This window comes from Dermabacter sp. HMSC08H10 (assembly GCF_001807585.1).
Lineage (GTDB): Bacteria > Actinomycetota > Actinomycetes > Actinomycetales > Dermabacteraceae > Dermabacter > Dermabacter hominis.
The window spans coordinates 122,472-149,100 of the sequence record NZ_KV789416.1; the positions used below are offsets into that span (position 1 = coordinate 122,472).

Consider the following 26,629-nt stretch of genomic DNA (forward strand, 5'->3'; position numbering starts at 1 on the left):
CTGGGCATGGACTTCAAAATCCATGCCCAGCCCATTTCGTTGTTAGCCGATTGGTTCTAGCATTGGTTTGATGGTGTAGGCGATCGCGATGGTGTCGTCGGTGTCTGGGTTGGTCATCGCCACGCGCCATGCGTTCGCGAACTGGTTGACCTCGCCATCTATAGGGATGGCGCCGGAGATCAAGATGGTGCCTTCTTCCGCGTCGCCGCGTTCGGTGACTTTCTCGATCCAATACTTTGGTGGCAGAAGCTCTGCGAGGGTTCCGTTCTGGATCTGTTTTCCGTTGCGGTCAGCAGCGGTGACGAACGCTTCAAGGCGGATCGCGTCGAGGTTTTCTTCAACGTCCTTCAGGCGCCATGCTTTCTTGCTCAGCACGTCTGGGGACGTTTTCTTGCTCCAGGCAACGCCGTTCTCTTCCAACGCGCGGTCGGTGAGACCGCAGGCCACGGTGGGCAAGACGTCGTTGGCGGTGAAGACTATGGCCCACTTGGCTTTGCCGGATGTCATGTTGTGCTGGAGGGACTGCTGAAGGTTTGGTTGACAGTTTTCCTTCTGTTTTTTAGGCCGCGAGTGGTGCGGCTGCTCCCGTGATGGTTCCGTATTCAATGCGTGTCAATTTACCGGGCGCGCGTTGGCGTCTCTTGCGGTGCTAGGTGCTTTCGATCCAGTGGCGATCGCTACGAAGAGCTCTTGGCGGTTGGCCCAGGATTGACGGTTAGGGACATTCTTTTGCACAAGGGCGCAGAATGACTCTATGGCCGCGTTATCCCCATAGGCTCCGGGCCTGCCCATGGGGCCCTTGGCATGGTAGGTCTTCAATGCGGCACGAAAACTCCTAGAGCAAGGTTGTGAGCCTCGATCGAAGTGGACGATCACGCCACGGGGATGTCCTCGTTTCCTCCTTGCGCCATCTAACGCGGCCACAGCCAAACCTGATTTTATCCGCGCACTAGTGGCGTAGCCCACGATTTTACGCGAGTGCAGGTCTTTGATCGCACACCGAGACAGTTTTCCTTCGCCTGTCCAATGCTCAGTAATGTCGGTCACCCACGCAGTATTTGGGGTATCGGCATGGAAGTGCCTGGCAGGCAGATCATCGTGGACCGGCCCACCGGCTTCTTCCTACGTGGTTTGCGCCTGGAGATCACCGAAGAAGATCTCAGCACTCGAGTACAATCGCCACACTCGTCGCTCAGAAATCTTTACCCCTTGAGCATGGAGTTCATCAGCGATCAACCGGTAACCGAACTCAGGATCATTGTGGTGGATCAGACGAATCTTAGCTATAAGCTCCTCGTCCCCTCCATCGTCTGTCCGAGAGCGGCTTAGCCAGCCACTTGTAGAATGCTTGGCGAGAAAACTTTAACACCCGAGTCGCGATCGTCAAGGTTGCCTTACCCTTTGCGACCTGTGCTTCCATGGTCGGGAAGATCCTTTTGGTTGGATTGTTTCCTGGCTCAAATAAGCTGCTGCAGCCCTAAGAACCTCGTTTTCCATTTCTAGTTCACGGATCCGTTTCAGGACAGCACTCATCTCTTTGGCCACCACGGGATCATTTGACGGGCTCATCCCATGAGCCTGTAGACGCGCGTCCGTCACCGCATCAGCTTTGAACTGCTCACTATAGACCTTCGGCATGATCAACATCCTTCCCGCCCCGCAACCGCGAAGCAACCCAAACGTCAACCAAACCCTCAGCAGTCCCGAGCATTTTCGAAGAATGTATCGGATGCAGTAAAGAGCTCTGGGAGATGTGAAGTATGCGGCGTTGCTGGTGGAGTGTTACAAGTTGATCATCGCATCCCTTTTGAGATTGACGGGTAAACATACCCCATGTTCTTGCTGAGTTAATGTCGCTGTGCCCTTTGTGTAATCGAGCCAAATCATGGCAATGTGAAAATTGTCCAACCTGGGCAGCTAAGAATCCAAAACCTGCGGTAAATGTATGTAGGCATCGCCATAAAATTACTTGAAAGGTGCCACCAAAGAGATTTGAGAAATTCGCCCTGTATTACAGGGTGTGGAATCTGTGAAAGCGTTTGATGCCCTGCGGCCATCTGTGTCTGCTCTACTTGTGCAATGGCTATTAGGGCTGCCCTCAAGCAATGGATCGAAAGTTGATAATTCCAGCGATTAGAATCGAACTCAGCGAAGTTTTTCAACTTGACACTTTGAACGTTAGCGGATCCCTCGACGCTCCTGCCGAGTGTGCTCCTGTATCCAGTGGCGGCTGGAGGTTGTGTCCGTAAGTAGTGATGTAGGTAGCTGTCGTCTCACCATCGATGCGCGGAAATTTTGACTGGTTCACTTCGACACGGAGGCAAACTCGGACTTTGCAGGGGCGTTTCCCCAGCTTGATAACCCAGCTCTAAATCCGTTTATCGAGTGCAAAATCGGTAGTCATCACGGCTGTCGGCGCCTGATTGTGGTGGTTCTTCGAACCGGGTTCTTGTATCCAACGTGAGTGCTTGTGCGAAACTTTCATGGCACGACGGGTACAAACAAGCGGGAACTACGATTTAGTCGCTTGATTGGTTCACTTCCAGCGGGTGAAGATCACTTGCCAATCTTCTGGGAAACGAAGAGCTTGCGGTAGTGGGGATCCCCGTCTTTACGCGGGTAATAGTGCCAGCCGATTCCTGACCAAAATTCGTCAGCGCCTTCGGAGAAAGCGATCAAGGGAAAGCCTGAGTAGTGGCTGATCAGATGCCTTGCAAACGCAGCCCCATAGTGATGTCGGCGAAGATCACGGCGGATTTCAAAGAACCAGATTTCTTTGGTCAGCACTTCCGAGTCGATCCCGATGTAGCTATCGGAGAGTGGCCAATCTGTCACCTCAGCGCGCCCGACTTCCACACCATCGGCAAGAAACTGGATGTACTCCTTGCCCTCCGGGGAGTCTTCGCCGACTCTTCCAGCCCTGTCGTGCCACCAGCAGTCATCGAATCCCTCGACCACCTGGAACGGCGTCACGTAGTCCTCAACTTGCTGAAGAACCCTCAGTTGTAAGCGATCCACCATTCCGAGAATACGCAAGCGCCCACCAAGTAGAGGCGGGCGCTTAGACATAGATACTGGGTTACTGTTTGATGGCTACTACTTGGGTGCTGCCGTCGCGGAATTGAAAGGTGACCCTGCCGTCGACATCGACGGTGCCTTTGTCGAGCAAAGCTACGCAGAGGTATGGGCTGAAGACCAACTGTTCAAGTTCAAGGTTGGCGGTCTCTTGCCTGTAGTAGTGGTAGGTGGCCAGCCGGTTGTGCTTGTTGTGGATTTCGTCGACCACGGCAGCGTGCTCAGCTAACAGCGCCTGGTGCTGTTCTTGGCTAGCGTTGAACGCCTTCTCGTAAACCTGTTGGTCTTGCGCGACGCGTGCGTTGTGGGCGATTAGTGATTCGAGCTTTTTCGCTACCTGGTCGATCTGGGCGATCAGTCCGGCTGCTTCGACTTCGAGGTCGCTGGTGTCGAGCGCGTCGAGTACGGCGTGGTTGACGGTGTCATCGGCAGGTGAGCCGAAGCGGAGGCGGATAGCCTCGAGGAACATGTACTTGAGTCGTTCATCGTTGATGTGCCCAGTAGTGCACATGGTGTCGCCTTTGTATTTGTGGCCGCAGCGCCAGATGACCTTTTCGTATTTGCTGCCTGCGTGCCAGGTTTTCGAGCCGAAGAAGTGCCCGCACTGGCCGCAGACAAGGGTGGATGAGAAAGGTCGGGTGCGGTGTTGGGCTCGCTGATTCGCGGTGCCTTTGGCGAGTTCTGCTTGGACGAAGTCCCACACTGCGGGGCTGATGATGGCCTCGTGGTTTCCGGTGACGTAGTACTGGGGTACTTCGCCCTCGTTGATGACTTGCTTCTTAGTGAGGACGTCTGCGGTGTAGCTCTTTTGCAGGAGTGCGTCTCCTTTGTATTTCTCGTTGGTGAGAATGGAGCGCACGGACTGGTAATGCCAGGTTTTATTCTCTGCTGCCGTGTAGGTTGCTGGCTCGTCTGTCAGGGTGTGCGCGATATGCCTGATGGAGTGGCCTTCCAGGTACATGCCGTAGATCCGGCGCACAGTTTTGGCTTGCTCGGGGTTGATGACGAGGCTGCCGTCTTCACCTTTGTCGTATCCGAGGAACCGAGAGTATGGGACGGTGACCTTGCCGTCGGCGAAGCGTTTGCGGTGCCCCCAGGTGACGTTTTCGGAGATGGAGCGGGCTTCTTCTTGGGCGAGGGAACTCATGATGGTGATGAGGAGCTCGCCTTTGGCGTCGAAGGTCCAGATGCCTTCTTTTTCGAAGAAGACCTCCACGCCTTTGTCTTTGAGGGTTCGAACGGTGGTGAGCGAGTCGACGGTGTTGCGGGCGAACCGGGACACACTCTTGGTGATGATCAGGTCGATCTTGCCGTCGAGCGCGTCGGTGACCATCTGCTGGAATCCAGCGCGGTGTTTGGTTGAGGTGCCTGTGATGCCTTCGTCGGTGTAGACCTTCACGAACTGCCAGCCCGCGTGATCGCTAATGTAGCGGGTGTAGTAGTCGACCTGGGCTTCGTAGGACGTCACCTGATCGTCGTGGTTGGTGGACACGCGGGCATACCCGGCGACCCTGCGCAGAGTCGTTTGTCCAAGTGGAGCACCAGTGTGGAGCGCTCGGGTGGCGGGGATTGCTGTGACGGTGCGGGCCATTTAGCGTTCGCCTCGCTCGGCGCGCAGGCGCTCAGCCTCTGCCTTGGCCACGGCCCGGTACTTCGCCAATGCTTCTGGTGGTGTTGGTGCTTGCCGTGGGTTGTTCAACCCGAGCCTTTTGGCTTCGGCCCAGCGGGCACGCAAGAGTTCACCCCAGGCGGCTTTTCTTGCTGGGGTTCACGAGCTCTTCTTCAGGTTTGGTCGCCACGTGTGCGAGCTGCTGGTGCCATCGGTGTAATGAAACGTGTAGTGGTCTTTTCCCTGCATGTCGATGTGGTCGATACGCTCGTTGAACACCTCTTGGTCGAAGGTCTCGATGTCAAGGACTTGGGCGATGAAGCCTTTGAGTGCCGTGTCAGAGATCTCGCAGGTGTCGCATCCGGTTTTGCGGCCTTTCTTGCGTTCGGTGCAGATCCAGTGCTCGGTGGAGATCGAGTTTGGGTTTTCGGATTGCGTATGTTGCGCACGAACGAGCAGTTGCAGGACACGCATTTGATCTTCGCCGTCAACGCCACAGTTTCGATGGACCAGTTCGCCCGGGCCCCGAGTTCACGGCGGCGTGTGATCTCGGTTTGTACAGCGGTGAAGGTGTCGCGGTCGATGATCGCGGGGATCGCGTTTTCCACCAGGTATTGCGGCAACTGGCCGGTGTTGCGCACTGCTCGTCCAGGCCTGCCCTCCGGAGTGGACCATCGCCCTAACAAGAGGTCGCCGGTGTAGTGCGGGTTCTTCAGGATGTGACGGACCCATTCCCCGGGCAACTTGTTATCAGCCAGGTGCGGAACCCTACCGTCAGCGATGAGCTGTGCGGCCATCTCTTCGCACGAGGTCTTCTTCATGTACTGGGCGAAGATCCAACGCACCACTTCACGTTTTGGCTGATTTGCTCCGATTCTGCCTGCGCGAAAGACGCCAGCAGGGTGAGCATGAGTTCACCGTCAGCGCTGGTTGAGGAGATGTTCTCCTTTTCGAATCGCACCTCCACCCCGAGGTCTTTCAGCTCGCGAACGGTTTCGAGCAGGTCGACGGTGTTGCGAGCGAAGCGCGAGATCGACTTGGTGAGGATCAGGTCGATCGCTCCTTTCCGGGCAAGGGCCAGCATTTCTTGGAACTGGGGTCGATGCGTGGGCTGCGTCTCTGCGTAGGCTCAACGTCTAGCTCAAGGGACTTGACCCCGGTCGGGAGTTAGGTTAGGCTAACCTAAGTGAAAGGAGGTTTGCTGTGACAGACCGATCCGGTACAGTTCGACGCTCAGCTCGCGGGGGATTAACCGACTCAATTCTAGGTACCCGAAATCTCATGATGGTGGCCTCCCTGTCGGTGGTCGGCCTCATCATCCTCATCCCACTGAGCTACATCGCGCCGGCGGGTGCGGCTTCGCAGAGCGCAGTCTGGCTCGGGGTGTCCCTTCTCGGACTTTGGGTCATTCCCTACCTCCTTCCTCTGGCCGTTGTGCGAAGGCCGGGCGCTTCGCTGCTGGCCGCGCTGATCATCGGAGTTGTGAGCGTATTTACTACTCCCACTGGGCCTGCCGCGATTGTCGGTAACGTCATTGGCGGGCTCCTGGTTGAGTTTCCCATGGCGTTGATGCTGTACCGGAAGTGGACGTGGTGGGCGTATCTGATCTCCGCCGCATTCTTCGGGGCATTTAACAGCCTGTTGTACCTCACGCTGCTCAAGCACGCGGTGGGAATCTCGGTATCGGGACTGATCGTGCTGGTGGGAGTCACGTCGTCCGTCATTGGCGGTTTGGCCGTCGTCGGACTAACCCGTTTGCTCAACAATGCAGGCGTAGGCGTAGACCATCGTGAGTGAAAGGCTGGCCTCCACTTTGAGCAGCGAGCAACGGTCTGTGAGCGAGTCCGCGCGGGCGCTCCTGGCGGTTGAGGATCTTTCCGTTCACTACTTGGGTCAGGACCGGTGGGTGCTGCAACGTCCAAGCCTGGTCCACCTGAGCGGTCAGGTAACGGCCGTCATTGGGCCCTCTGGATGCGGTAAAACTACCTTCGTCCGAGCCGTGTGCGGCCTTGTGCCCCACTGTCTGCCGTCCGAATACTCCGGCAGCGTTCAAATTGCCGGCGCCGAAATCGCCGACGCCACGGTCCAGTTGATCGCTACCAATGTCGCCTACGTGGGACAAAATCCGGATGCCGCAGTCATTACCCGTACGGTGTATGACGATGTCGCGTTTGCGCTGCAGAACCTCTGCCTGCCTGTTCCTGAGATTGATCGACGGGTACGCGAGGCATTGGCTGCGGTTGGTCTGGAGACCAAGCTGTGGGAGAGCCCATGGAGATTATCGGGCGGCCAACGCCAGCGCCTAGCGATCGCGGTAGCACTGGCTATGCAGCCCCGCTTACTTGTCCTCGATGAGCCAACATCGACTATTGACACGCAAGGCACGGACGAGTTTTACAGCGTCATCCAACAGCTGGTTAGCGATGGCGTGGGCATCGTGGTGATCGACCATGACCTCGACCCGGTCCTACCCCTGTGCGATCACGTCATAGCGCTCAACGCGCAGGGCGCGGTGATCGCGCAGGGAACTCCACATGAGGTTTTTCTCAGCCATACCGCGGAACTTGAGGCGTGCGGAGTGTGGCTGCCCCGTGCGTTACGCGACGAATCCCCGCACCACGCCTTGACCTGCGAGCAGGCGGGCATTCGAGTTCCCCGCATCACGGATATCTGTGGTGATTCGGTGCAATATCAGCGGCGCACCGAAGCAGGATGGGAAACCATCGATGCGATTGACACGCTCGACGGTGGAGGCAGCGCCACGGTAGAGCTGGCAGATTTCTGTGTTCCCGGACGTTCCCCAGCTATCTCTATGCGGCTACGGGGTGGCGAGTTTATCGCGCTTATAGGGCCGAATGGCGCAGGCAAAACATCCCTGCTCGCGGCGCTGGCGGGTCTCATACCATCAAAGGCACAACGCGCTACGGTCTGCGGAGAGGTTGTGCGGCGAGGGCGGCACCAGGTCGGCTACGTGTTTCAAAACCCGGAACATCAGATGGTTTGTTCCACCGTGGCTGGCGAAATCTCCACGGGGGATGTTTCCGCGTCTAAAGCCGAGGCTATTGTGGAGCAATTCCATCTCTCCCAGTATCGAGACCAACACCCGTTGACTCTCTCAGGCGGCCAGATTCGTAGACTATCGGTGGCTACGATGGTCGCCGAGAGCCGCGATGTGATTGTCCTTGACGAGCCCACGTACGGCCAGGACTGGGCGAATACCTGCGAACTCATGGCCTTCATCGACGAACTGCGCGCTGAGGGCAGAACCGTCATCATGGCCACCCACGACCTAGAACTTGCCCTATCACGCTGCAGCCACATCATCGCGCTACCTGCTGCCGTTAGCGAAACTCGTGAAAACGCCGCATCCGCAGCACCAGCGAACCCGCCTTCGCCGTCCGTGCCCCGTGGACTCTTCTCATCGTTCAATCCTGTGACGTTGCTATTGGCGCTAATCCCGGCGATGGTCATGGTGTTCGTATGCAAGGACCCGGCCGTCAATGTTGGAGTGCTCATCGCAGCGAGCCTGGCCATGGTAGCCGCGAGAGCGAGTCGCGCTCGAACGGTCATGTCACTGCTAGCACCCTGGGTCATCGCAGCTGTGCTACTGCCGGTGTTCCGCTACAACTACACCATTGAAGAGGTCAGCCCACTCTACAATCACGGTGGCGAGCTTGCCGCAGCGAGCGGTATCGGGGCACTGTTGTCCCTCATGCTGCTTTCAGGCATCAGCACTCATCCGGAAGCGCTGCTTCGCACGTTGACGACGACGTTCAAGCTTCCCTATCGGGTCACTGCGGCGGGAACTGCGGCTGTCGCCTTCGTCACTCGTTTCCGGCAAGATTTCCAGCTGTTGCGCACAGCGCGGGCATTGCGGGGTATTGGGGCATCATGGGGGCCGTTAGCGCCCGCAATTCGATGGGTGGGTTCCCTCGTGCCGCTGGCGATCCTCGCCGTCCAGCACGGCGAACGGGTTGCCCTGTCGATGGATTCACGTGGCTTTGGCGCCTATCCGCGGCGCACGGAACTCCAACACACACCGTGGCAGGTGCGAGATTGGTGCCTGGTGGGCCTCCTTTGGGCCGTTACTGCGTTGCTGTGGTGGTGGCGCCAATGAACGTTTCGAAAGACTCGACTCGACAGGAGCCCGATGTGAGTATTTCCGTCGCCGCACTAATCCGCCCGGCCAAGGGCGCGATGGTCCTTTCCGCAGTCCTCACAGCCTTAGGCGCTATCGTCACGCTGGTGCCGTTCGTCGCCTTACACAACATGGCCGCGATCTGGCTTGACGGGCAGGTGCGCACCGGCTGGACCGGAAAGCCGTGGGTTTGGGCCGTGATAGCGGTGCTTTCGCTGTTCGTGGGCCAATTGCTCTACCTGTTTGGATTGGGTGTCACCCACGAGGCAGAAGCCAAGCTCCGACATCGGTTGCGCGGCAATGTGGTCCAAGCGCTGGGCAGTTTGCCCTTGGGTAGGGTCTCGCAGGTGCCGCACGGGGCCATCCGCAAGATGGTGTGTGACGATACCGCAGCCATCCATACTCTCGTTGCGCATGTTCCCGGTGATGTCACCAACGCCGTGGTCTCGATGGTCGTAGGCCTCGGGTATCTCGTGTGGGTCGATTGGCGACTGGCGCTCGCGCTCTTTGGAACGTGGGCCGTAGCGATCATGATCATCGTCAGCACGACCATGCGCGGCTATAGCGATATCACCAAGCGATTCGGACATGCCCAGACCGCACTGGCCGCAGCCACCGTCGAAATGCTTGAGGGCATTAAGGAGATCAAGAATTTCCAGGCCACCGATGCGACCCGAACGCGCTTTAACGCCGCCCGCCAGCAATTTTCTGCCATCTCCTTCGACTGGGTTCGTCGCTCCGGCAGAGCGATTAGTCTGCTCGGTTCGCTACTGCGTCCAGCCACGGTCTTCGTCACGGTCGCGTTACTGGCGGCGCTATTCGTCGCACAGGATTGGAGCACGCTGTCGGCGACGCTGCCATTCTTCCTGATCGCTCCCGGTATCCCGGAGGGGTTCACGGTGCTAGTCGGTCTGATGCAGCATATCTATGAGTCGCAGCTGGCGGCTCGCACCACGGCAGAGCTGCTTTCCGAGAAACCCATGCCCGAAGGCAGCCGCACCCAAGAAGAGGGCCCAAACCCCGGCCAAGTTGAGGTCTGTGAGGTTTCCTTCTCCTACGAGCCTGACGTGCCCGTTGTGCACGGTGTCTCCTTTACGGCTGAGCCCGGAACGGTCACGGCTCTGGTGGGCCCGTCGGGCGGAGGGAAGTCCACACTGGCCCGGCTGATTGCGCGCTTTTACGACGTCAATGATGGCGTGGTACGCATCAGCGGTGTGGATGTGCGCGAGGCGAGTTTTTCGTGGCTACTTTCCCGCGTCGCGATCGTCCTACAGGACGTAACGTTGTCGAACGATTCGGCCCATACCAATATCGCGCTGTCGAAACCGTCGGCAACGCGCGCCGAGGTCGAGGCAGCAGCCCGTGCGGCATGCATCCACGATCGCATTATGCGTCTGCCCGAGGGGTATGACACCGTGCTTGGCGAGGTTGGTGGCTTCCTCTCGGGCGGTGAGCGGCAACGCATCACCCTGGCGCGAGCATACTTGCAGGATGCGCCGATCTTGATTCTCGACGAGGCCACCGCGCAAGCAGACCCCCAGTCGGAGCGTGCGATCCACGAAGCGCTCAGCACCTTGGCATCCGGGCGCACGGTGATCATCATCGCGCATCGACTCGCCACCATCCGAGACGCCGACCAGATCCTCGTGATTGAGGACGGCCACATCACTCAGCGTGGTAGGCACGAGGACTTGGTCAACCAAGCGGGGACCTATAGCGAGATGTGGCGGGCCCAAGAACTCCATTACATGGCCTAAGGAGAGACACGCTCATGTGGAAACTAATGATCAGGGTCGTCAACAGGGCCGAGTTGCGTACGTTGGTGGGCTGGTTCGCCTTCTCCGCTGTCCTACAAGGCATCACACTGGCGTTGATGATCCCATTCCTTCGGGCATTATTCTCCCGCTCTGAAACCCTTGGCACCTGGCTCGTCGTCGTTGCCATCCTCGGCGCGATCACGGTGACGGTCGACACCTTCGCGATGTACCGCTCCTATCGGATCAGCGTCTATGAAGTATGCGATACCTTAATTGATCGCGTAGCAGATCATGTCTTGCAGCTGCCGCTTGGGTGGTTTAATGCCAAACGCGAAGCGGACGTGGCTAATGCGACATCCAAGGAGATCAACACCCTGTCGCATCTGGCATCAATGGTGATCCCGAACCTGTGCAACGCCTTCATCGTGCCGTTGGTGATGCTCGTTGCCACCGCATTCATTGAGTGGCCGTTAGCTGTGGTCATGGCAGTGTCGATCTTGCCGTTTATTCTCACGTGGCGGAAAATGTCGGCGGCAACAACCAGAGCCAATGACATGGAAGACCGTACCTCGTCCGCCGCAGCCGGCCGGTTGATTGAGTTCGCCAGGCTACAACCGGTGCTTCGAGCCACGGGTGCCGCGACGTCGTGGGACCCCGTACAAGAGACTCTGCAAGCCGACTCTGAGGCGACGTTGGCCGGGCTTCGGATCAAGGGCCGACCTGCCCAAGGATTCAACCTCATCGCTAACGTGACTTTCGCGGTGGTGCTCGCCTTGGGGCTGTCGTTCGTGACCGGAGCGCGTCTGGACCCGATTGCGTATCTGGTGATCGCGGCGGTCAGTGCGCGCATGCTGCTGCCGCTCACAAAAGCCGCGCTCTACGCATCTGAGGTCGATAACGCCGCAGTAGCGTTGCGCCAGATGGGAATAATCCTTGATGCCGCGCCACTTGCCGAACCTGATTCCGAGCAGGCACGGGAACCGCGTGGGACGTCGATTGAATTCCGAGGAGTGTCGTTTTCCTACGAGTCAGGCCGGCCTGTCCTAGACGATGTCTCGCTCACCGCCCCGCAGGGAGCAGTCACCGCACTAGTGGGGCCGTCAGGGGCCGGGAAGTCGACGATCTTGCGTCTCACCGCAAGGTTTTGGGATGTCGACGCCGGTAGCGTGACCATCGGCGGGGTGGACGGGCGCGAGATTCCAACCACGCGGATCATGGAGCTGACCTCGATGGTGTTCCAGGACACCTACCTGTTTGACACCACGATCCGGGAGAATCTGCGGATTGCCCGTCCCAATGCGACGAATGCCGAGTTGGAAGAAGCAGCTCGCAAGGCGAGACTTGATCGGGTGATTGAGGCGCTGCCTCACGGTTGGGATACCGAAGTGGGGCCTGCCGGGCAGAGCCTGTCTGGAGGTGAGCGCCAACGAGTGGCGATCGCTCGGGCATTCATCAAGGATGCTCCGATACTGCTGCTCGACGAGATTACCTCGGCGCTGGACGGCGAGAATGAATCGGCGATTAGCGACGTCATCAGTCAACTATCTGAGGGCCGCACTGTGATCGTGGTAGCGCACAGACTATCCACCATAGATAGCGCCGATCAGGTGGTCTTCCTCGAACCCTTAGCGGACGGTGCTATCGTCGCCGAAACCGGCACGCCTAAGGAATTGTCTAGTCGGCCCGGACGGTTCCACGATTTCGTGGCTGCCGCCGATGCGTCGTCTCGTTGGCAGCTGAGACACACCTCAGATTAGCGGACACGGTCCCGGTGCCAGGCGCCAAGCCCTAAACCCACAGCTCGAATCGGAGTACCTCGACGCGTTTGGCACACGTGGTGCTGTCGCGAACATGGCGCTAGTGGGATCATTTGCGAACAGCATCTCGCTGATGAGCGAGGGCGCTACTAATCACCAAGGGAGTTGAGTCCCTCATAGTGGTGTAGCGGGGTGGTCGTGCTGGACAGCAGGGCGGTCACCGTGTGATCCTCGAGTTTCGTCCCCTACAACTCACTCGCGAAAGGCCACACGATGACCGCTACCCATATTGTCGACCCTGCCGGGCTGCTTGGCGAACTGCTTGCCGAGGCGTCACCTGTTGCAGACTGTGATCAACGAGTTGCTGTCTGCGGATGCTGATGCGGTTGCAGGTGCCGAGTACGGCCGCCCAGATCCTGACCGACGTGCCCAGCGCAACGGCTACCGCCACCGGCCTCTCGATACCCGTGTTGGGACCTTGGACATCGCGGTCCCGAAACTACGCCAGGGCACCTATTTCCCTGAGTGGCTGCTGGAGCGTCGCAAGCGCGCCGAGTCCGCATTGATCACTGTTGTTGCCGACTGCTATCTCGCTGGAGTCAGTACTCGCCGGATGGACAAGTTGGTCAAGACGTTGGGAATCGACCGGCTGTCGAAGTCCCAGGTCTCTCGCATGGCCGCCGAGTTGGACGAGCACGTCGCCGAGTTTCGACACCGTCCACTAGGCGATGCTGGGCCGTTCACGTTCGTGACCGCCGACGCGTTGACGATGAAAGTTCGCGAGGGAGGTCGTGTGGTCAACGCGGTCGTCATGCTCGCGACCGGGGTCAACGCCGACGGGCATCGCGAAGTCTTAGGGATGCGGGTCGCCACGAGCGAGACCGGCCCGGCCTGGAACGAGTTTTTCGCCGATCCGGTCGCCCGAGGACTGTCCGGGGTCCGGCTGGTCACCTCCGACGCCCACCAAGGCATCGTGGAAGCGATCGCGGCGAACCTGCCCGGTGCCGCCTGGCAGCGTTGCCGCACTCACTACGCCGCGAACCTGATGAGCATCACTCCCAAGAGCTTGTGGCCGGCGGTCAAGGCCATGCTCCACTCCGTCTATGACCAGCCTGACGCCGATGCTGTTCACGCCCAGTTCGACCGGCTACTGGACTACACCGCCGAGAAACTCCCCGACGTCGCAGACCACCTCGATGCCGCCCGCGCTGACATTCTCGCGTTCACCAGCTTTCCGACCGAGGTCTGGCAGCAGATCTGGTCGAACAACCCCACCGAACGGCTGAACCGCGAGATCCGGCGCCGCACCGATGCGGTTGGGATCTTCCCAAACCGGGAAGCGATTGTCCGGCTCGTCGGCGCCGTCCTGGCCGAGCAAACCGATGAATGGGCAGAAGGCCGCCGCTACCTCGGCCTGGAAGTCCTCGCCAAGAGCCGCCTCAACCTGATCACCACACCCACAACCACGACCGATGCCGACATGCCCGCACTCGCAGGCTAAAACCCCAAACGAGAGGAAAACACCGTTACACCACTACAAGGGACTTGACCCCCAACTTGCTAAAAGCTTTGTAGTTGACTAGGAGTGCAGATGGTCGTCGGCCCACCTGCAAGAACGAATAGCAAGCGGTATCGTCTACAGGTAGAGGTGCTACCCGCATCATTTGTCGAGACCCCGCGTCTATTCTTGCGCGCGAGATCCCGACTGGTTCACCCCCTCTACGGACGCCAGCCGGGTAGTGACGTGCCAGATACTCAGCGGTACAGCAGGCTAATCTCCAAACGTCCGCGGCAGCCGGAAATCCCAGTTCATAGCCGGTATCGAAGCTGTTCGATGGCCCTGCTCCGCACTGGGGTCTTGTATCCATCGTGACCAGTTGTGCGACCCGGCGTGTGGCTGCGGAAACTTCCTCATCATTGCCTACCGCGAGCTGCGCGCCCTCGAATTGAAGATTCACGAGCGGCTCCAGGAGTTGAACAGCGGCGGCGTTCAGTTGGACCTCATGGCCGAGGATCTTGTGCGCGTGCGGCTTCGCCAATTCCACGGCATCGAGATCGAGGAGTGGCCCGCGACGATTGCCCGCACCGCTATGTTCCTCATGGAACATCAGGCAAACCAGGCCATGATCTTCACCCTCGGCTATTCGAAGCCGATGCTTCCCCTCCAAGACGCCGCCCAGATCACCGTTGGCAATGCCCTTCGCCTTGACTGGCGAAGGCTCTTGCCCGTGGGCTCGGATACGTTCATCATGGGTAACCCGCCGTTCATTGGGCAGTACACAAAGGCCGCTGACCAAACCGAGGATATGAAGCTCGTGTGGGGGGACCTTTACGACGGTTACCTCGACTATGTGACGGCGTGGTTCAAAAAGGCGAGCGACTTCTTCCGTCCAGTGACCGGCGGCCGCTTCGCATTCGTGTCCACGAACTCGATCGCGCAGGGCCAACCCGTTCTCGCGCTGTTTGGCCCTCTTTTCGACGCGGGCTGGCGTATCCGTTTCGCCCACCAGACCTTCGCGTGACAAAGCGAAGCACCCGGAAGCGCCGCCGTTCACTGCGTCATCACCGGCTACGACAAGCACGAACGCAGCGCCCCGCAATTATTCACGTACGAGAACGTCAAGGGCGAGCCAAAGCAGGTTCCCGCGAAGTAGATTAACGCCTATCTCGTGGATGGACCGAGCGTGCTTGTGCGGAAGCGATCAAAGGCGTTGAGCCTGCAGCTTCCGAAGGTCGCTTTCGGCTCTAAACCAGCTGATGGCGGCAACCTTATCGTTGAGCCCGCCGAGCACGCCGCAGTCGTGGCAGATCCCATCGCAGCGAAATATCTACGAGAGTTTCGTCAAGGTCGCGAAGTCGTTCGAGGACTTGATCGCTGGTGCCTGTGGATGGCGGATGAAGATTTCGAGCCGAATGATCTGCGACGGTCACCGATTCTCACTCGGAGAGTCGAGGCCTGCAGGGCGATGCGCGAAAATTCTAAGAAAGCCGCTACGCGAAAGTCGGCCTCCACACCTTATCTCTTTCAGGAAAACCATCAGTCGCTGGTGCCCTACGTAGGGATTCCGCGCGTTGTGTCAGAAACCCGCACCTTTTATACAGCGCAACACTTACCAGAGGCTGTTATAGCGGGCGATCAGCTGTTCACTGCGGATGATCCCGATGGTTTCCTTTTCGGCGTGATTTCCTCGTCGATGTTCATTACCTGGCAGCGTGCAGTAGGTGGCCAGCTTAAATCAGATTTACGGTTCTCGAACACGCTCGTGTGGAACAACCTTCCGCTTCCCACCGTCGATCCGGAGCTGCGCGAAAAGGTTATTGAGGCGGGCAAGGGCGTAATCGCGGCGCGTGAGCTGCACCCCGAGCGTTCCCTCGCCGAGCACTACAACCCCCTCGCGATGAGCCCCGCGCTTCTCAAAGCCCACGCCGCCCTCGACCGCGTCGTGGACAAAGCCTTCGGCGCGAAGAAGCCGCTTCACTCAAACGAGGAACGCCTCGCGCTCCTCTTCGAGCGCTACGCAGAGATGACCGCCGCCGAACAAGCCACAAAGTAACAGAGCGAAAAGAGCCCCTCGTGACGACCTTCCAAATTCCCGTGTACTCCGTCGTGGACCTCCTGGCACAAGCCGCAGATGGTCGGCTCCAACTTCCCGACTTTCAGCGACAGTACCGGTGGGACGACGAAAGAATTCGATCACTTATCGTGACGATCCTTAGAGGTCACCCTATGGGGGTCATTATGGCTTTGGAGACGGGAGGTGAGAACGTCCGCTTCAAGCCTCGCCCGGTCACGGGTGCAACGAACATCCCGCAAGGTGACTAAGAACTCGGAACGTTGGTCGCGGGCCATTTCTTCGACTCCGAAGCGGGGCTGGAGGTGACGAAGCGAGAGGAGCGGGTAGCCATCATCGCGGGGCTCTGGGCGGGCCGCAACCTTCTCGTCGACTGCCTGAGGCGGCCTGCCATGGCGCTTTTCTTTGCTGTCATGCGGTTTCGAAGTATTCCCGCATTGAATCTTGCGGGATTACCAAGAATTTCTTTCCCGACTCAAATGTGGAGGCCCAGGGCGCTTCACGGTGCGTACGGTTGCGAAGGGCCCACGCTTCGTACTGACCGTAGGTATTCCATACCCGCATGAGATCGTTTTCAACGTCTCGGAAGTCATCCCACGAGAAGTTGGCCGGGAGGGTAGCGTCGACATCGATGGGCCCGTTGCCGAACTTCTTGAGCTCGTGGTACACGGAGCGAACAACCGGGCCGTGGGCCCATGCTTCGATGTCGTCTTCGAAAAGAGGCACCTTGTGTTCTCCAAGGTAATGCCCCTGGGAGTAGTACAGGAGCTTTTGGATCTTGAGGTTGCTGAGGTTCGCGTCGTTGTGTTCGGCCCATGCGAGAAACCAGTACGTGATATCTCGTGCCGTGTGCGGCGACTTCGATTCCATCCTTGCTCCTCAATTTAAGCGGCGCCTCAATCACGAACGTAGAACTCAGGCGAGGTTCACGGGAAGGGACCCACAAGCATGACCCGTCCAATGCCTCAATTGTGTATCTTCAGGTGCAGTCATTCAATGCGCGACTGAAAATTGTGAAGAAGTTCCACTGGGGGGTTGTTCCGCGCGCAGCGGGTGCGAATCCGGGCGGTCGATGAGAACCCGATGGAACTGGCTTGATGTCAAGCGTCCACTGAGCGCTGCGGCATTTGGCTGTTGGATACAGTCAAATACGCTGTAGCGTGAAGGGGAGACCCCTTCACCTCTCCAAGGATCCACACGATGAGCACCGACAATACCCCCACAATCGATGAGTTTCGGCCGGTGGTTTTAGCCGTTCTTGCTGACGGGGAGCCCCGTCGGTTTCGGCAATTGTGCGACCTTGTTGCCGATGCTGCGGGGCTCACAGCACAGACACGGCGCGAAATACTCGATTCCGGTCAACCGCGATTCGTGAACCGCATCGGGTGGGCGTGTTCCAGCATGACCAAGGCGGGCCTTCTTGACCGGCCTAAGAGGGCGACGTACCGAATCACGTCCAGCGGCTTTGACGTCGCGCAACGCCACCTGCCTTCGTATACGGATAGAGACCTGCTCGAATGGAGGCCCTGGCGGGAATACCAGAGCGAGGTCGCTGCTCGCCGCTCCGGGGACGCGGCCGCCTCCGCGCCGGTTGATGAAGCTGTGCAGGAGAGCGACCCGGTCGAGGTGCTTGCTGCTCTCACGCGCGACTTCAACGCTCAGGTGGAAACCGATCTTCGTCAACGCCTTCAGAAAAACTCCCCTGAGTTCTTCGAGAAGGCAGTCATCGACCTGCTGTGGGCAATGGGCTACGGCGGCGATTATGGTGAGAAGCAGCATGTTGGGCGCTCGGGCGATGGCGGGATTGATGGCATCATCCACCAGGATGCACTCGGCCTCACGAACGTGTATATCCAGGCGAAACGCTATGCCGACACCAACAGGGTGGGAGAACCCGAGATCCGTAACTTCATCGGCTCTCTCGATGCGCAGGGCGCAAACCTCGGCGTATTCATCACGACCTCAACATTTCTAGACCGAGCGAAAGTTACCGCTGCCGGTTACCGTCACGGGCGGATCGTGCTGATCGACGGCTTGCGCCTCACGAAGCTGATGCTCGCCTACGGCGTCGGCGTCGAGAAGGCCCACGAGTTCACGCTCTATTCCGTGGACGAGGACTACTTCGAAGAAGACATGCAGTAGAAAGGCCCGCCAAGCGTTGCCGCGCAGCGGGCCGAGAGGCAAGGGCAGAGCTCTTACTTGGAGAACGTGATCTGCGTGAACTTCTCCGTCTGCTCGCGGATGCCCGTTTCGGTGGGGAACCGCTCGATGGAGGAAGCGCCGTAGAAGCCGACGATGCCGTCGGTGTTATCGAGAATGTATTGAGCATCCTCGGGATTGGCGATCGGGCCGCCGTGGCAGAGGCACAGGATGTCCGGGTTCACGCTACGAGCAGCGTCGGCGAGCTCTTGGACCTTCTTGGCTGACTCCTCGAGAGTGAGAGCGGTCTGCGCACCGATCGTGCCGGAGGTCGTGAGTCCCATGTGGGGCACGAGAATGTCGGCACCCGCGGCAGCCATTTCCTTCGCCTGCTCAACGTCAAACACGTAGGGCGAGGTGAGGAGATCAAGCTCATTCGCCATGCGGATCATGTCGATCTCAGGGCCAAAACCCATGCCGGTCTCCTCAAGATTGGCACGGAAAACACCGTCGATGAGGCCAACCGTCGGAAAATTCTGTACGCCCGCGAAACCGATCTCTTTGACCTGCTTCAAGAAATGCGGCATTACGCGGAACGGATCTGTGCCGTTCACACCGGCGAGAACGGGAGTGTGCTTTACGACGGGAAGCACCTCGTTCGCCATCTCCATGACGATGCCATTCGCGTCTCCATAGGCGAGGAGCCCGGAGAGTGAGCCGCGGCCAGCCATGCGGAAACGTCCGGAGTTGTAAATGACGAGGAGGTCAATACCGCCGGCCTCCGCCGACTTCGCCGAAATACCCGTTCCGGCGCCGCCGCCGATGATGGGCTTTCCGCTCGCGACTTTCGCGCGCAGCTGCTCAAGAATTTCCTTGCGGGACATGTCAGTTCTCCTTCTTTCCCGAATTGTTACGGATAAGTTCATGCAGACGCTCGGCCAGGGCTCGACCGAATCCCTCGTCATTGACAGCGCATTCGTGCTCATGAATGGGGACTCCGCTGCCCTCGAGGTTTGTCTTCACAGCGTCAAAAAGGGCCGCATCTGCCTCAGGGTCATAAAAGGGACCGCCCTCAACATCGATGCCACTCAAGCCTTTTGTGGGAATGAACAGCTCGGTGGGCCCTTTCGCGGCGGCAAGCTTTGTACCGATACGCCGACCGAGCTCCTCTGTTTCACTGCGGGAAGTGCGCATAAGAGTCACCGTAGGGTTGTGCACGATGAATGTGCGGCCCTCGAAGTCGCTCGGGACCGAGTCTTTTGGACCGAAGTTCACCATGTCGAGGGCACCAAGGCTTACCACTTGCGGCGTTCCCGTACGGCCCGCCATCTCAAGTCGTTCAGGTCCGGCACTTAGCACTCCGCCCACAAGGTCGTCGGCGAGTTCCGTGGTCGTCAGGTCGCACACGCCGGCAAGCAAGCCGGACTCAATAAGTTTCTCCATCGCACGGCCGCCCGCTCCTGTCGCGTGGAAGACGAGCACCTCGTATCCCAGCTCGTTGAGGGTCTTGCGGGCTTCATCCGCGGCCGGTGTTGTGAGCCCAAACATCGAGAGTCCCACAAGTGGGCGGTGCTCCCCGGAGGTGCTCGTGAGACGAGTTTCGTAAGCCTTCGCCATTCCTGCGATGCCCGCCGCGGCGTTACCGAGCACCATCGTCGAAATCCGATTCACCCCCGCGACATCCACGACCGAATACATGATGGTCGTGTCAGTTTCGCCGACATACGGAGAAACGTCGCCCGAGGCCATGGTCGACACAAGGAGCTTCGGAAAGCCCACCGGCACCGCTTGCATCGCGGGCGCGGCCACAGACGAACCGCCCGAGCCGCCGACAGCAAGAATGCCGTGAATGCGCCCCTCTTCCGCGAGCTTCTGCACGATCTTTGCGGCGCCGCGGCCCATGACAGTCATCATCTCGCCACGATCGCGACGCTCGCGCAGCTTCTCGGCATCTTCACCGGCCGCTGCGATGACCTCATCGGAAGAGACATCCGCGAAATCGGCCGTGGAAAACGAGCCGACATCGACGGCGAGTACTCCCACCCCAAGTTCTGCAAGGCGCGCCTTCAACCAGGCGTAATCCTCGGCCTTCGTGTCGAGCGTTCCTACCAAAGCAATGGTTGTCATCAGGCACTCCTTCGTCATCGACTCTTTCCACCGTAGATTCTGCGAATGGACGCTGGCTCGGAAGTTGCCTCCTCAGCCAGCCTCGACGGTGTGGTGACCAGTCAAGACCGGCGTGCACGCGCGCGGCCGCGCGCACTCAGGTTTGTTATCTGTTCGTGATGTTAACTGGGTCCCGCAAGGGGAGCTCGAACAGCTTGTAGGCCACGAACTCGACGATTCGGGAGAGCTAGATGTTTTACGACATCGACGACAAGGCCGTGCGCGGCACGATTTCGAATACCAGGGGAACCGTCCCCGCGATCGAATCATCCAACAGAGACCTCAAGAACGGCGCGTCGGACTTGGGGGGATCGCTGCTTCACAGCAAACAAACGTCGGCTGCGCTCACGGGGGACGTTGCGTCGGCTTTCGAATCGGCGGGTCAGGCGCTCGTGGAAATGGTGAATAACAACATCGATTCCACGGACGACGCAGTGCAGAAGTACACCCAGGGCGATCAGCTCATGTGCACGGCGGCTAATGCTGGTAACCAGCAGGCCCATGTGAGCGATATGCCCGGCATGCAGTGAAGATGATCGGCGAGTGAGGAACTGCAATGACTTTTGACGTACCGGAAATCGAAGACCCGTCGATCGTGACCGGTGGTGCCTCGGAGATCCGCACCGCTGGCGAGAATGTCCAACAGAAGATGAGGGACACCTCGAATGCATGGCAGCCCATCAGCGGGCAGTACCACGCGCCGGAGGACGGTCAGGTGCACCGCGCCATGAGGACCCCCGAAGAAATGGCTGACGAAATTATGAAGTCGGCCGGCAAGGTTGCCGACGGTTTGGATACCTACGCGGACAAACTGGGGCCGCTCAGGACGCGAAAGACTGACCTCGAAAACGAGATCAAGGAGTACGAAGCGGCGAAGGCGCTAGCGGACCCCACTGACGCTGCTGCTCAGGCCTCGCTTGCCGCGTGGGAGCTGAGATTGCAGAATAAGTGCACCCAGCTGCGGATTGACCGTGATGCGGCGGATTCGTCGTGCGCGAACTCGATCAGAAACACGACGGAGAGCACCGGCGCCGTGATCGGGAAAAAGCTCCTGGGGGCCATCACCCGCGGGAACAATGTTGAAGGTGCCATGGGGGCGCTGCTCCAGTTCGGCAAGCTCGGTACTGACCTCGTCAAGTACTACAGCACGTACTTTTTCTATACGAACGGCAGCATCAAGATCCGGCAGGGGTGGGCACCCAAGCTTCTGCAAGATATCGCCAAGAAGGGTAAGTTCGGCAAGGGACTCGTTAAGGGCCTGACCGGCTGGGATGCGGATGCCGTTACCAATGGTGGTCAGTTCCTCGCGAAGAACTCGCCGATGAACCCCCTGGCCAAGCCCAATTCGTTCGGTGGCGCGCTCCAGGCGGTCATTGGCCGCAGCATGCTCAAGCTTGAAGGCAAGCATTCGCGAGTGCCGCACGCTCACAGCCAGGGCCTCACCAAAGCCAAGTGGGGCAAGATCGCTAAGGGCGCGAAGGTCGCATCCCGGTTCGGCACGGGGATCTCGGCCGCGACTACCGCGATGGACTCGTGGCAAACCGACTCCCAGGTTCACCCGAACATGGGCAACGTGGAAAAGGGCGCGCGCGCTGGCGTGTCCGCTGCGGGCGCTACGGCAGGCGGCTGGGCCGGCGGCAAGGCCGGTGCGGCCATGGGCGCTGCGATCGGCTCCTTCGGCGGCCCGGTTGGTACCGTGGTGGGCGGTGTTGCCGGCGGCATCATCGGCGGCGTCGCTGGCGGAGCGGCAGGTGGTTGGCTTGCGAACAAGGTGAAGGATCCCATTGGCAATCTCTTCGACTGACGCGCAAAAAACGCCGAGCTACGGCGGTTTCTATTGATCGCGTACGTCGAAAACGAGGATGTGAGGAGAGGCAATGCCCGATTCGGGTAAGGCAGTACCCGCAGAGATGACGACCTATACGCACCCGGACATGGTCGTCGATGTGTTCGCGCCTCGCGGGTGGGAAGAAGACACGTCGGGAGCTGACCGAGGCATCTTCATTTACCTTTCGGATGAAATCTGGAACGAGCAGTTCCGCCCGAACATCGTGCTCATCCAGAGGAAGGCCGAGGCGGGCATCGAGAACCTGGAAGGGCTCGCAGCCATCCAGGACGAGGTCGAGGATTCCTACGCGGATACGCTCGACGAATACCGGCTCATGCATCTTGATGCGGACACCGTCGGCGTTCAGGGCGTGCCGGGGCTGCAGCGCATTGCGTCGTACACCAACCCCGAGGGCATCCCGCTGGTGATGTTCCAGTGGACCGCGGTGCACAACAGCGTCCACGTTGACCTCACCATCACGTACCCCACCGAGCTGCTGGGCGAGAGAGCGCAGCTGATCTTGAACATGGGGCACAGCCTGCTGTGGAAGGAGTCGGCACAGTGACTGAGCAGATCAACACGGGCAGCGACGGCACCGCGGTGGAACTCGGCTTCGAGAGCTTCATGATGCTGCTCGAAAAGGGAATTCCGAACGAGGGCCTTCGAGTCGTGGACGTGAACGACCAGGTCGTGGCAAGTGACGGTCGCGTTGCCGACGGTACCGAGGGCATCTGGCGCACCCTCAAGGACTATCGCTACCAGCTCACGATCACGTCGGTTGCAGGCAACGGAGCGGAAGACAACCGCTTCCTGTGGCTCGGGCCGGACGGCTGCGTGAGCGCCCAGACCGTTCTCACGGGTGAGGTTTCTGCTGCGCCGAGTTTCGTGCTCAAGTCGCATCAGCTCTCGAGCAGGTATGCCGTGCTGTTTGATCTCTCGGATCTCACGCCCGTCGCCGACAAAGACTTCACGTCGAATGACTCGGTGAAGATCGACGCGGAAACGTGGGAGAACCTCGTTCTCGAGCCCGGGGAGGAAGACAAACTCCATAAGGCCCAGCAGGATGTCGCCGCGGCCGTGCGCGACGTGTCACCGGGCGTGGCCGGCGACGTGACCCAGGGCCTTTACGAGCAGGTCGTTGTGGCCTCGGAGAAGCACACCGAGAATGGCCCGAAGCCGATCGCAACCGCGTGGGTGTCGACCCCGCACGGGTACCTGTCCTTCTACTCCGAGGCGCGCAAGATCTTCGGTAGCTCCCACTACCTTCAGCCAACCGATGCGTGGGTGCTGTACATGATGGCCGCCCATCAGCTCCCCTCCCAGCAGCAGATCTCCGCGTGGTGAGGCGTACCGCCGCTCGGCGGTGGCGAAAGAGGAGGATGGACGCATGAAGATTCTTCTGTGGTCCCTCATCTTCGTCGTGACCGCAGCGATCTTTGCGTTCTACATGTTCCACGTTCGGTATCAGAAGAACGCCGAGTGGTACGACGACTACCGCGAGATTCCGAACCTGTGGATCCTGCCCTATTGCACGCCGGTTTTTAGCGTCGGGGCGCTGCTCATTCTCCACGAGGAACTGGGGTTTCCTGGCGGGGCGTTCGTGGCTGAGCCGCTGCGGATCCTCGGGATCATCACCGTGGTCATGATCCCCATAGGCATTCTCGGCGCCGTCGGGGTGCCGCTTCCCTGGCCGTTCGCGCCGCGCTGGGTTGTCGAGCGCCGCAAGAAGGATCGCGCCGCACGAAAGCGCACAACCCCCGGCGCATAGATCCCTCGGGCCGGGCCCCGCGCACGTAGCGCCTTGGTGTTTTGTCCACTCCTGGGCGTCGTTCGGGTGGCGGCGAGGCGCCGGTAGCTGTACTGTAAATGAGAACAGTTACCATTCGAGGAGGGGTTCATGCGGATTCTCCGCTCCACCGGCGCCACGCTCGCGGCTCTCACGCTCGCCCTCGCACCCGCCTTCGCGGGGCCCGACGGCGACCGTACGGTCCAGACGAACGCGCACATCGACGCGCCCAAGGTCTTTTGGGACAAAGACGCCAAGACATTCCAGATCAACTCCCAATCCAACGGGAAAACGCTCCCGCTGGACAAGACCACCAACTGGGTTGGACGTGGCTACCAGGACGACGGCACGCAAAGCTACATCTTTGACGTGACGAAGGATCAGCGCCTCGCGTTCCTCGGGAAGGAAGGCGACCACCTCTACATGGCGCCCCATAGCCCCGGTCCGGGCAACACCCCGATCTGGTCCGGTTTCGGCGCCGACACGGCAGTGCCCATCGAACAATTCCAGGACGAGAACTTCACCATCGAACTGACGGGCTTCAACGGCCCCGGCGAGATGAACATGTTCAACTACTCGAGCTACGGCAACCTGCCGGTCACGCACCTGTTCTCCTCGCACGACAAGGTCTCGCGCGCCGTGTGGCTCGACCCGGGCACGCACACCCACAACTTCACGACGTTCACCAAGCCCGGCCGGTACGAGCTCACCTACCAGGCGAGCGCACGCAAGTCCGACGGCACCTTCACCGCCTCGAAGCCCACAACGCTCGTGTGGCGAGTGGGCGGCACCAACCCCGCTGACGAAAAGCTCGGCGACGTCAAGACGGCCTACGACAAAGCCGCTGGAGTGACCGGCGAATCCGCTCCGACCTTCACCATCGCTCCGCACACGGGCAAGAAGAAGGACGGCGACGAGCGCCTCACCGACCTCACCTTCGATGCCGGCAACGCCGAAGCAGAAGGCACCGTCGTGTTCTACATCGACGGCTACCACCTCGCCGAAGTGCCCGTGAAGGGCGGCAAGGCCACGTGGAGCGAGATGATCGGCTCGCAGAAGTCGACCTTCCAGGCCGTGTTCGTGCCCACGAAGGGCGCTGCTCGCTGGATCAGCGCGCCGCTCACCTCGAGCACTGGCCAAACAGCCACGACGACGAAGGACACGGGCGACTTCCCCACGGAAACCCCCGACTCTGCCGCAACCGGCTTCCCCAAGGGAGAGGTAAAGGTCAGCTCACGCGACGTTTCGGTGAGTGCGAAGGCCGGCGACAAAGACACCCTGATGAAGCTCTCCACGAAACCTGCCGACGACTCCCTCACCTATCACGTCTCGGGCGGGTTCTACGAAAAGGGCTCCAAGTTCGCGACGTGTGACGTCGATGCCGTCAGCGGCCCCGGCCGCCGAAGCTTCGATATCGACCGCGAAGCGTGCATGGGCGACAAGTATGACCTCCGCCTGACCCTCGAGCCGCTTCCGCGTGCCGCAATCGGCAACACCGAAGTCGCGGACTTTGGCTCGGTGACCGCCAAAGGTAAGGAAATCTCGACCCAGTTCTCCGAGAACGGTGCGACGGGCACTCCGGACGCACCGGAAGGTGGGGATGCGTCGGACCCGGGCGCCGGAGATGAAGGGGCCGACGGCTCCCTCCTCAACACCCCCGTGACCATCAACAACGGGCACGTTGACCTGCGCGTCATGGACGTCGACGGAAGCTTCTCCGTCGCCCTCGGCGACGACTCGCGCCAGCACGCGAAGAAGTCCGTGCTTCGCACGATCGACTCGACGACGCTCGAGGTCACGAAGCTCGCGAAGGCCAAGCGCGAAGGTAACGTACTTGCCGATAAGAGCTACGACGTGCTCGGCCCGAAAGGCAGCGAGCTGTATGTTCTGCCGCAGTCCCAGCAGCAGGGCCGGGTGTGGCCGGGCTTCTCGAGCGAAGAACTCGATCGCGACAAATATCCCGAAGGCGCAACGATGACGCTCACCCCCGTCAGCGCCCCCGAAGGCGGTAAGTGGTTCGCGTACACCGAGAACTTCGGCACCATCAAGCAGATGTACGCCACGAGCGAGAAGGCTTCCGACATCCCGCTTCCGCCCGGCACCCACATGCACACCGCGTGGGCCTTCACGAAGCCGGGTACGTACACGATCGACGTCACGGCGCACGCTAAGCAGGCGAGTAACGGCGAGCGCAGCGCCGATAGCGGGGAGGCTACCGCCAAGACTCAGCGCCTCACCTTCGTTGTGGGCGAGCAGCCGGGTAGCGACCAGGGCGGCGCCGAGGGCCAGGATCCGTCGGGCGAAAACCCGGCTCATTCGGGCAACCCCGCTGACGGTGCCGGTGACACCGATGGGACCGGAGCCGAAGGCGATGCTGCGGGCGCCGGTGCCTCTGATGCCGGTAGCAGTGCACCCGCAGCTTCCGACGCCGGCGGTGCATCCGATGCAGGCGGCGACGATCTACTGGGCGACCTCCCGCGCACAGGCGCGAGCGTTGGCCTGACCGTTGCTGCCGCGACCGCGCTCGCGGCCGGCGGTGCGGCACTCACAAGGCGTCGCAAGAACAGCTAAACGCTCACAGCTACAGAAAAGGGCCCGCGCTTCTCCAGGGAGGCGCGGGCCCTTCATGCTGCCTCTTCCCGTCCCACATCGTGCCTACTGCTTCTCCCGGTCCCACATCCTTTCCCCGTACCACTTTCCCCGTCCCACATCGTGCATGCTGCTTCTTCCCGTCTCACGTCGTGCGTACTGCTTCTTCCCGTCTCACATCCTCTCCCCGTCTCACATCATGAAGAAAAGTGG

At 60.0% G+C, this 26,629-nt stretch carries 21 protein-coding genes and 4 pseudogenes; 15 read left to right on the forward strand and 10 right to left on the reverse strand.

Features of this window, described 5'->3' with window-relative positions:
* Nucleotides 1-42: 42 nt before the first annotated feature.
* The 7 genes and pseudogenes from HMPREF3176_RS01715 to HMPREF3176_RS10425 all read right to left on the reverse strand — a co-directional run.
* Nucleotides 43-606 carry a DUF2848 family protein gene (locus tag HMPREF3176_RS01715; RefSeq protein WP_141742330.1) on the reverse strand — a complete coding sequence of 188 codons (564 nt, stop codon included), beginning with the start codon at nt 604-606 and terminating at the stop codon, nt 43-45.
* Nucleotides 560-1,638 (reverse strand): annotated as a pseudogene (locus HMPREF3176_RS10495) (IS3 family transposase). Before HMPREF3176_RS10495 ends, HMPREF3176_RS01715 begins: the two are co-directional and overlap by 47 nt.
* A gap of 918 nt (nt 1,639-2,556) precedes the next feature.
* Nucleotides 2,557-3,069, reverse strand: coding sequence for a hypothetical protein (locus tag HMPREF3176_RS01725; protein ID WP_034371366.1), 513 nt, complete (start codon nt 3,067-3,069; stop codon nt 2,557-2,559).
* A 10-nt stretch (nt 3,070-3,079) separates the two neighbouring features.
* The gene (locus HMPREF3176_RS01730) at nt 3,080-4,666 is read right to left on the reverse strand and encodes a recombinase family protein (protein ID WP_070457700.1); all 1,587 of its coding nucleotides are present in this window, start codon (nt 4,664-4,666) and stop codon (nt 3,080-3,082) included.
* 177 nt (nt 4,667-4,843) lie between these two features.
* Nucleotides 4,844-5,158: a hypothetical protein gene (locus HMPREF3176_RS10500; RefSeq protein ID WP_246826621.1), complete on the reverse strand. Its 315-nt coding sequence runs from the start codon at nt 5,156-5,158 to the stop codon at nt 4,844-4,846.
* 122 nt (nt 5,159-5,280) lie between these two features.
* Nucleotides 5,281-5,505: pseudogene (locus HMPREF3176_RS10675) on the reverse strand (hypothetical protein); the annotation flags it as partial.
* Nucleotides 5,502-5,780: pseudogene (locus HMPREF3176_RS10425) on the reverse strand (recombinase family protein); the annotation flags it as partial. The pseudogenes HMPREF3176_RS10425 and HMPREF3176_RS10675, both read right to left, overlap by 4 nt.
* Nucleotides 5,781-5,965: 185 nt before the next feature.
* Between HMPREF3176_RS10425 and HMPREF3176_RS01740 the strand changes: the two are divergent.
* The 8 genes and pseudogenes from HMPREF3176_RS01740 to HMPREF3176_RS01775 all read left to right on the forward strand — a co-directional run bounded on the left by HMPREF3176_RS01740 (nt 5,966) and on the right by HMPREF3176_RS01775 (nt 16,159).
* Entirely contained in the window at nt 5,966-6,481 is a 516-nt protein-coding gene (locus HMPREF3176_RS01740) for an ECF transporter S component (RefSeq protein WP_223845782.1), read from the forward strand.
* A 37-nt stretch (nt 6,482-6,518) separates the two neighbouring features.
* Nucleotides 6,519-8,801, forward strand: a complete 2,283-nt coding sequence (locus tag HMPREF3176_RS01745) for an ATP-binding cassette domain-containing protein (protein ID WP_083286188.1) — start codon at nt 6,519-6,521, stop codon at nt 8,799-8,801.
* A 35-nt stretch (nt 8,802-8,836) separates the two neighbouring features.
* The gene (locus HMPREF3176_RS01750; protein WP_070457702.1) at nt 8,837-10,579 is read left to right on the forward strand and encodes an ABC transporter ATP-binding protein; all 1,743 of its coding nucleotides are present in this window, start codon (nt 8,837-8,839) and stop codon (nt 10,577-10,579) included.
* A gap of 14 nt (nt 10,580-10,593) precedes the next feature.
* Nucleotides 10,594-12,336 carry an ABC transporter ATP-binding protein gene (locus HMPREF3176_RS01755; protein WP_070457704.1) on the forward strand — a complete coding sequence of 581 codons (1,743 nt, stop codon included), beginning with the start codon at nt 10,594-10,596 and terminating at the stop codon, nt 12,334-12,336.
* A 273-nt stretch (nt 12,337-12,609) separates the two neighbouring features.
* A pseudogene (locus HMPREF3176_RS01760) lies at nt 12,610-13,837 on the forward strand (IS256 family transposase).
* Between the two features lie 376 nt (nt 13,838-14,213).
* Nucleotides 14,214-14,858, forward strand: coding sequence for a DNA methyltransferase (locus tag HMPREF3176_RS10505; RefSeq protein ID WP_070457708.1), 645 nt, complete (start codon nt 14,214-14,216; stop codon nt 14,856-14,858).
* A 168-nt stretch (nt 14,859-15,026) separates the two neighbouring features.
* Nucleotides 15,027-15,890 carry a type IIL restriction-modification enzyme MmeI gene (locus HMPREF3176_RS10510; protein ID WP_246826623.1) on the forward strand — a complete coding sequence of 288 codons (864 nt, stop codon included), beginning with the start codon at nt 15,027-15,029 and terminating at the stop codon, nt 15,888-15,890.
* A 20-nt stretch (nt 15,891-15,910) separates the two neighbouring features.
* A complete protein-coding gene (locus HMPREF3176_RS01775; protein WP_070457710.1) occupies nt 15,911-16,159 on the forward strand; it encodes a GmrSD restriction endonuclease domain-containing protein in 249 nt (82 codons plus the stop codon).
* A 160-nt stretch (nt 16,160-16,319) separates the two neighbouring features.
* Here HMPREF3176_RS01775 and HMPREF3176_RS01780 read toward each other — a convergent pair whose 3' ends face one another.
* Nucleotides 16,320-16,778, reverse strand: a complete 459-nt coding sequence (locus tag HMPREF3176_RS01780; RefSeq protein WP_070457712.1) for a Panacea domain-containing protein — start codon at nt 16,776-16,778, stop codon at nt 16,320-16,322.
* A 330-nt stretch (nt 16,779-17,108) separates the two neighbouring features.
* Here HMPREF3176_RS01780 and HMPREF3176_RS01785 point away from each other — a divergent pair, with 330 nt between their 5' ends.
* Nucleotides 17,109-18,050 (forward strand): restriction endonuclease, encoded by a 942-nt coding sequence (locus tag HMPREF3176_RS01785; RefSeq protein WP_070457714.1) that lies wholly within the window; start codon nt 17,109-17,111, stop codon nt 18,048-18,050.
* A 53-nt stretch (nt 18,051-18,103) separates the two neighbouring features.
* Here HMPREF3176_RS01785 and HMPREF3176_RS01790 read toward each other — a convergent pair whose 3' ends face one another.
* Both HMPREF3176_RS01790 and HMPREF3176_RS01795 read right to left on the reverse strand, forming a co-directional pair.
* A complete protein-coding gene (locus HMPREF3176_RS01790; protein WP_070457715.1) occupies nt 18,104-18,931 on the reverse strand; it encodes a phosphoenolpyruvate hydrolase family protein in 828 nt (275 codons plus the stop codon).
* 1 nt (nt 18,932) lies between these two features.
* Nucleotides 18,933-20,174 carry a Tm-1-like ATP-binding domain-containing protein gene (locus tag HMPREF3176_RS01795; protein ID WP_070457717.1) on the reverse strand — a complete coding sequence of 414 codons (1,242 nt, stop codon included), beginning with the start codon at nt 20,172-20,174 and terminating at the stop codon, nt 18,933-18,935.
* 230 nt (nt 20,175-20,404) lie between these two features.
* Between HMPREF3176_RS01795 and HMPREF3176_RS01800 the strand changes: the two genes are divergently transcribed.
* The 6 genes from HMPREF3176_RS01800 to HMPREF3176_RS01825 all read left to right on the forward strand — a co-directional run bounded on the left by HMPREF3176_RS01800 (nt 20,405) and on the right by HMPREF3176_RS01825 (nt 26,398).
* The gene (locus HMPREF3176_RS01800; RefSeq protein ID WP_061212276.1) at nt 20,405-20,743 is read left to right on the forward strand and encodes a hypothetical protein; all 339 of its coding nucleotides are present in this window, start codon (nt 20,405-20,407) and stop codon (nt 20,741-20,743) included.
* A gap of 26 nt (nt 20,744-20,769) precedes the next feature.
* Nucleotides 20,770-22,017: a hypothetical protein gene (locus tag HMPREF3176_RS01805; RefSeq protein ID WP_070457719.1), complete on the forward strand. Its 1,248-nt coding sequence runs from the start codon at nt 20,770-20,772 to the stop codon at nt 22,015-22,017.
* A gap of 73 nt (nt 22,018-22,090) precedes the next feature.
* Nucleotides 22,091-22,606 carry a hypothetical protein gene (locus HMPREF3176_RS01810; protein ID WP_070457721.1) on the forward strand — a complete coding sequence of 172 codons (516 nt, stop codon included), beginning with the start codon at nt 22,091-22,093 and terminating at the stop codon, nt 22,604-22,606.
* Nucleotides 22,603-23,385 (forward strand): hypothetical protein, encoded by a 783-nt coding sequence (locus HMPREF3176_RS01815; protein ID WP_061212279.1) that lies wholly within the window; start codon nt 22,603-22,605, stop codon nt 23,383-23,385. Before HMPREF3176_RS01810 ends, HMPREF3176_RS01815 begins: the two co-directional genes overlap by 4 nt.
* 43 nt (nt 23,386-23,428) lie before the next feature.
* Nucleotides 23,429-23,809: a hypothetical protein gene (locus tag HMPREF3176_RS01820; RefSeq protein WP_061212280.1), complete on the forward strand. Its 381-nt coding sequence runs from the start codon at nt 23,429-23,431 to the stop codon at nt 23,807-23,809.
* 129 nt (nt 23,810-23,938) lie between these two features.
* Entirely contained in the window at nt 23,939-26,398 is a 2,460-nt protein-coding gene (locus HMPREF3176_RS01825; RefSeq protein WP_070457723.1) for a choice-of-anchor M domain-containing protein, read from the forward strand.
* The last annotated feature ends 231 nt before the right edge of the window (nt 26,399-26,629 follow it).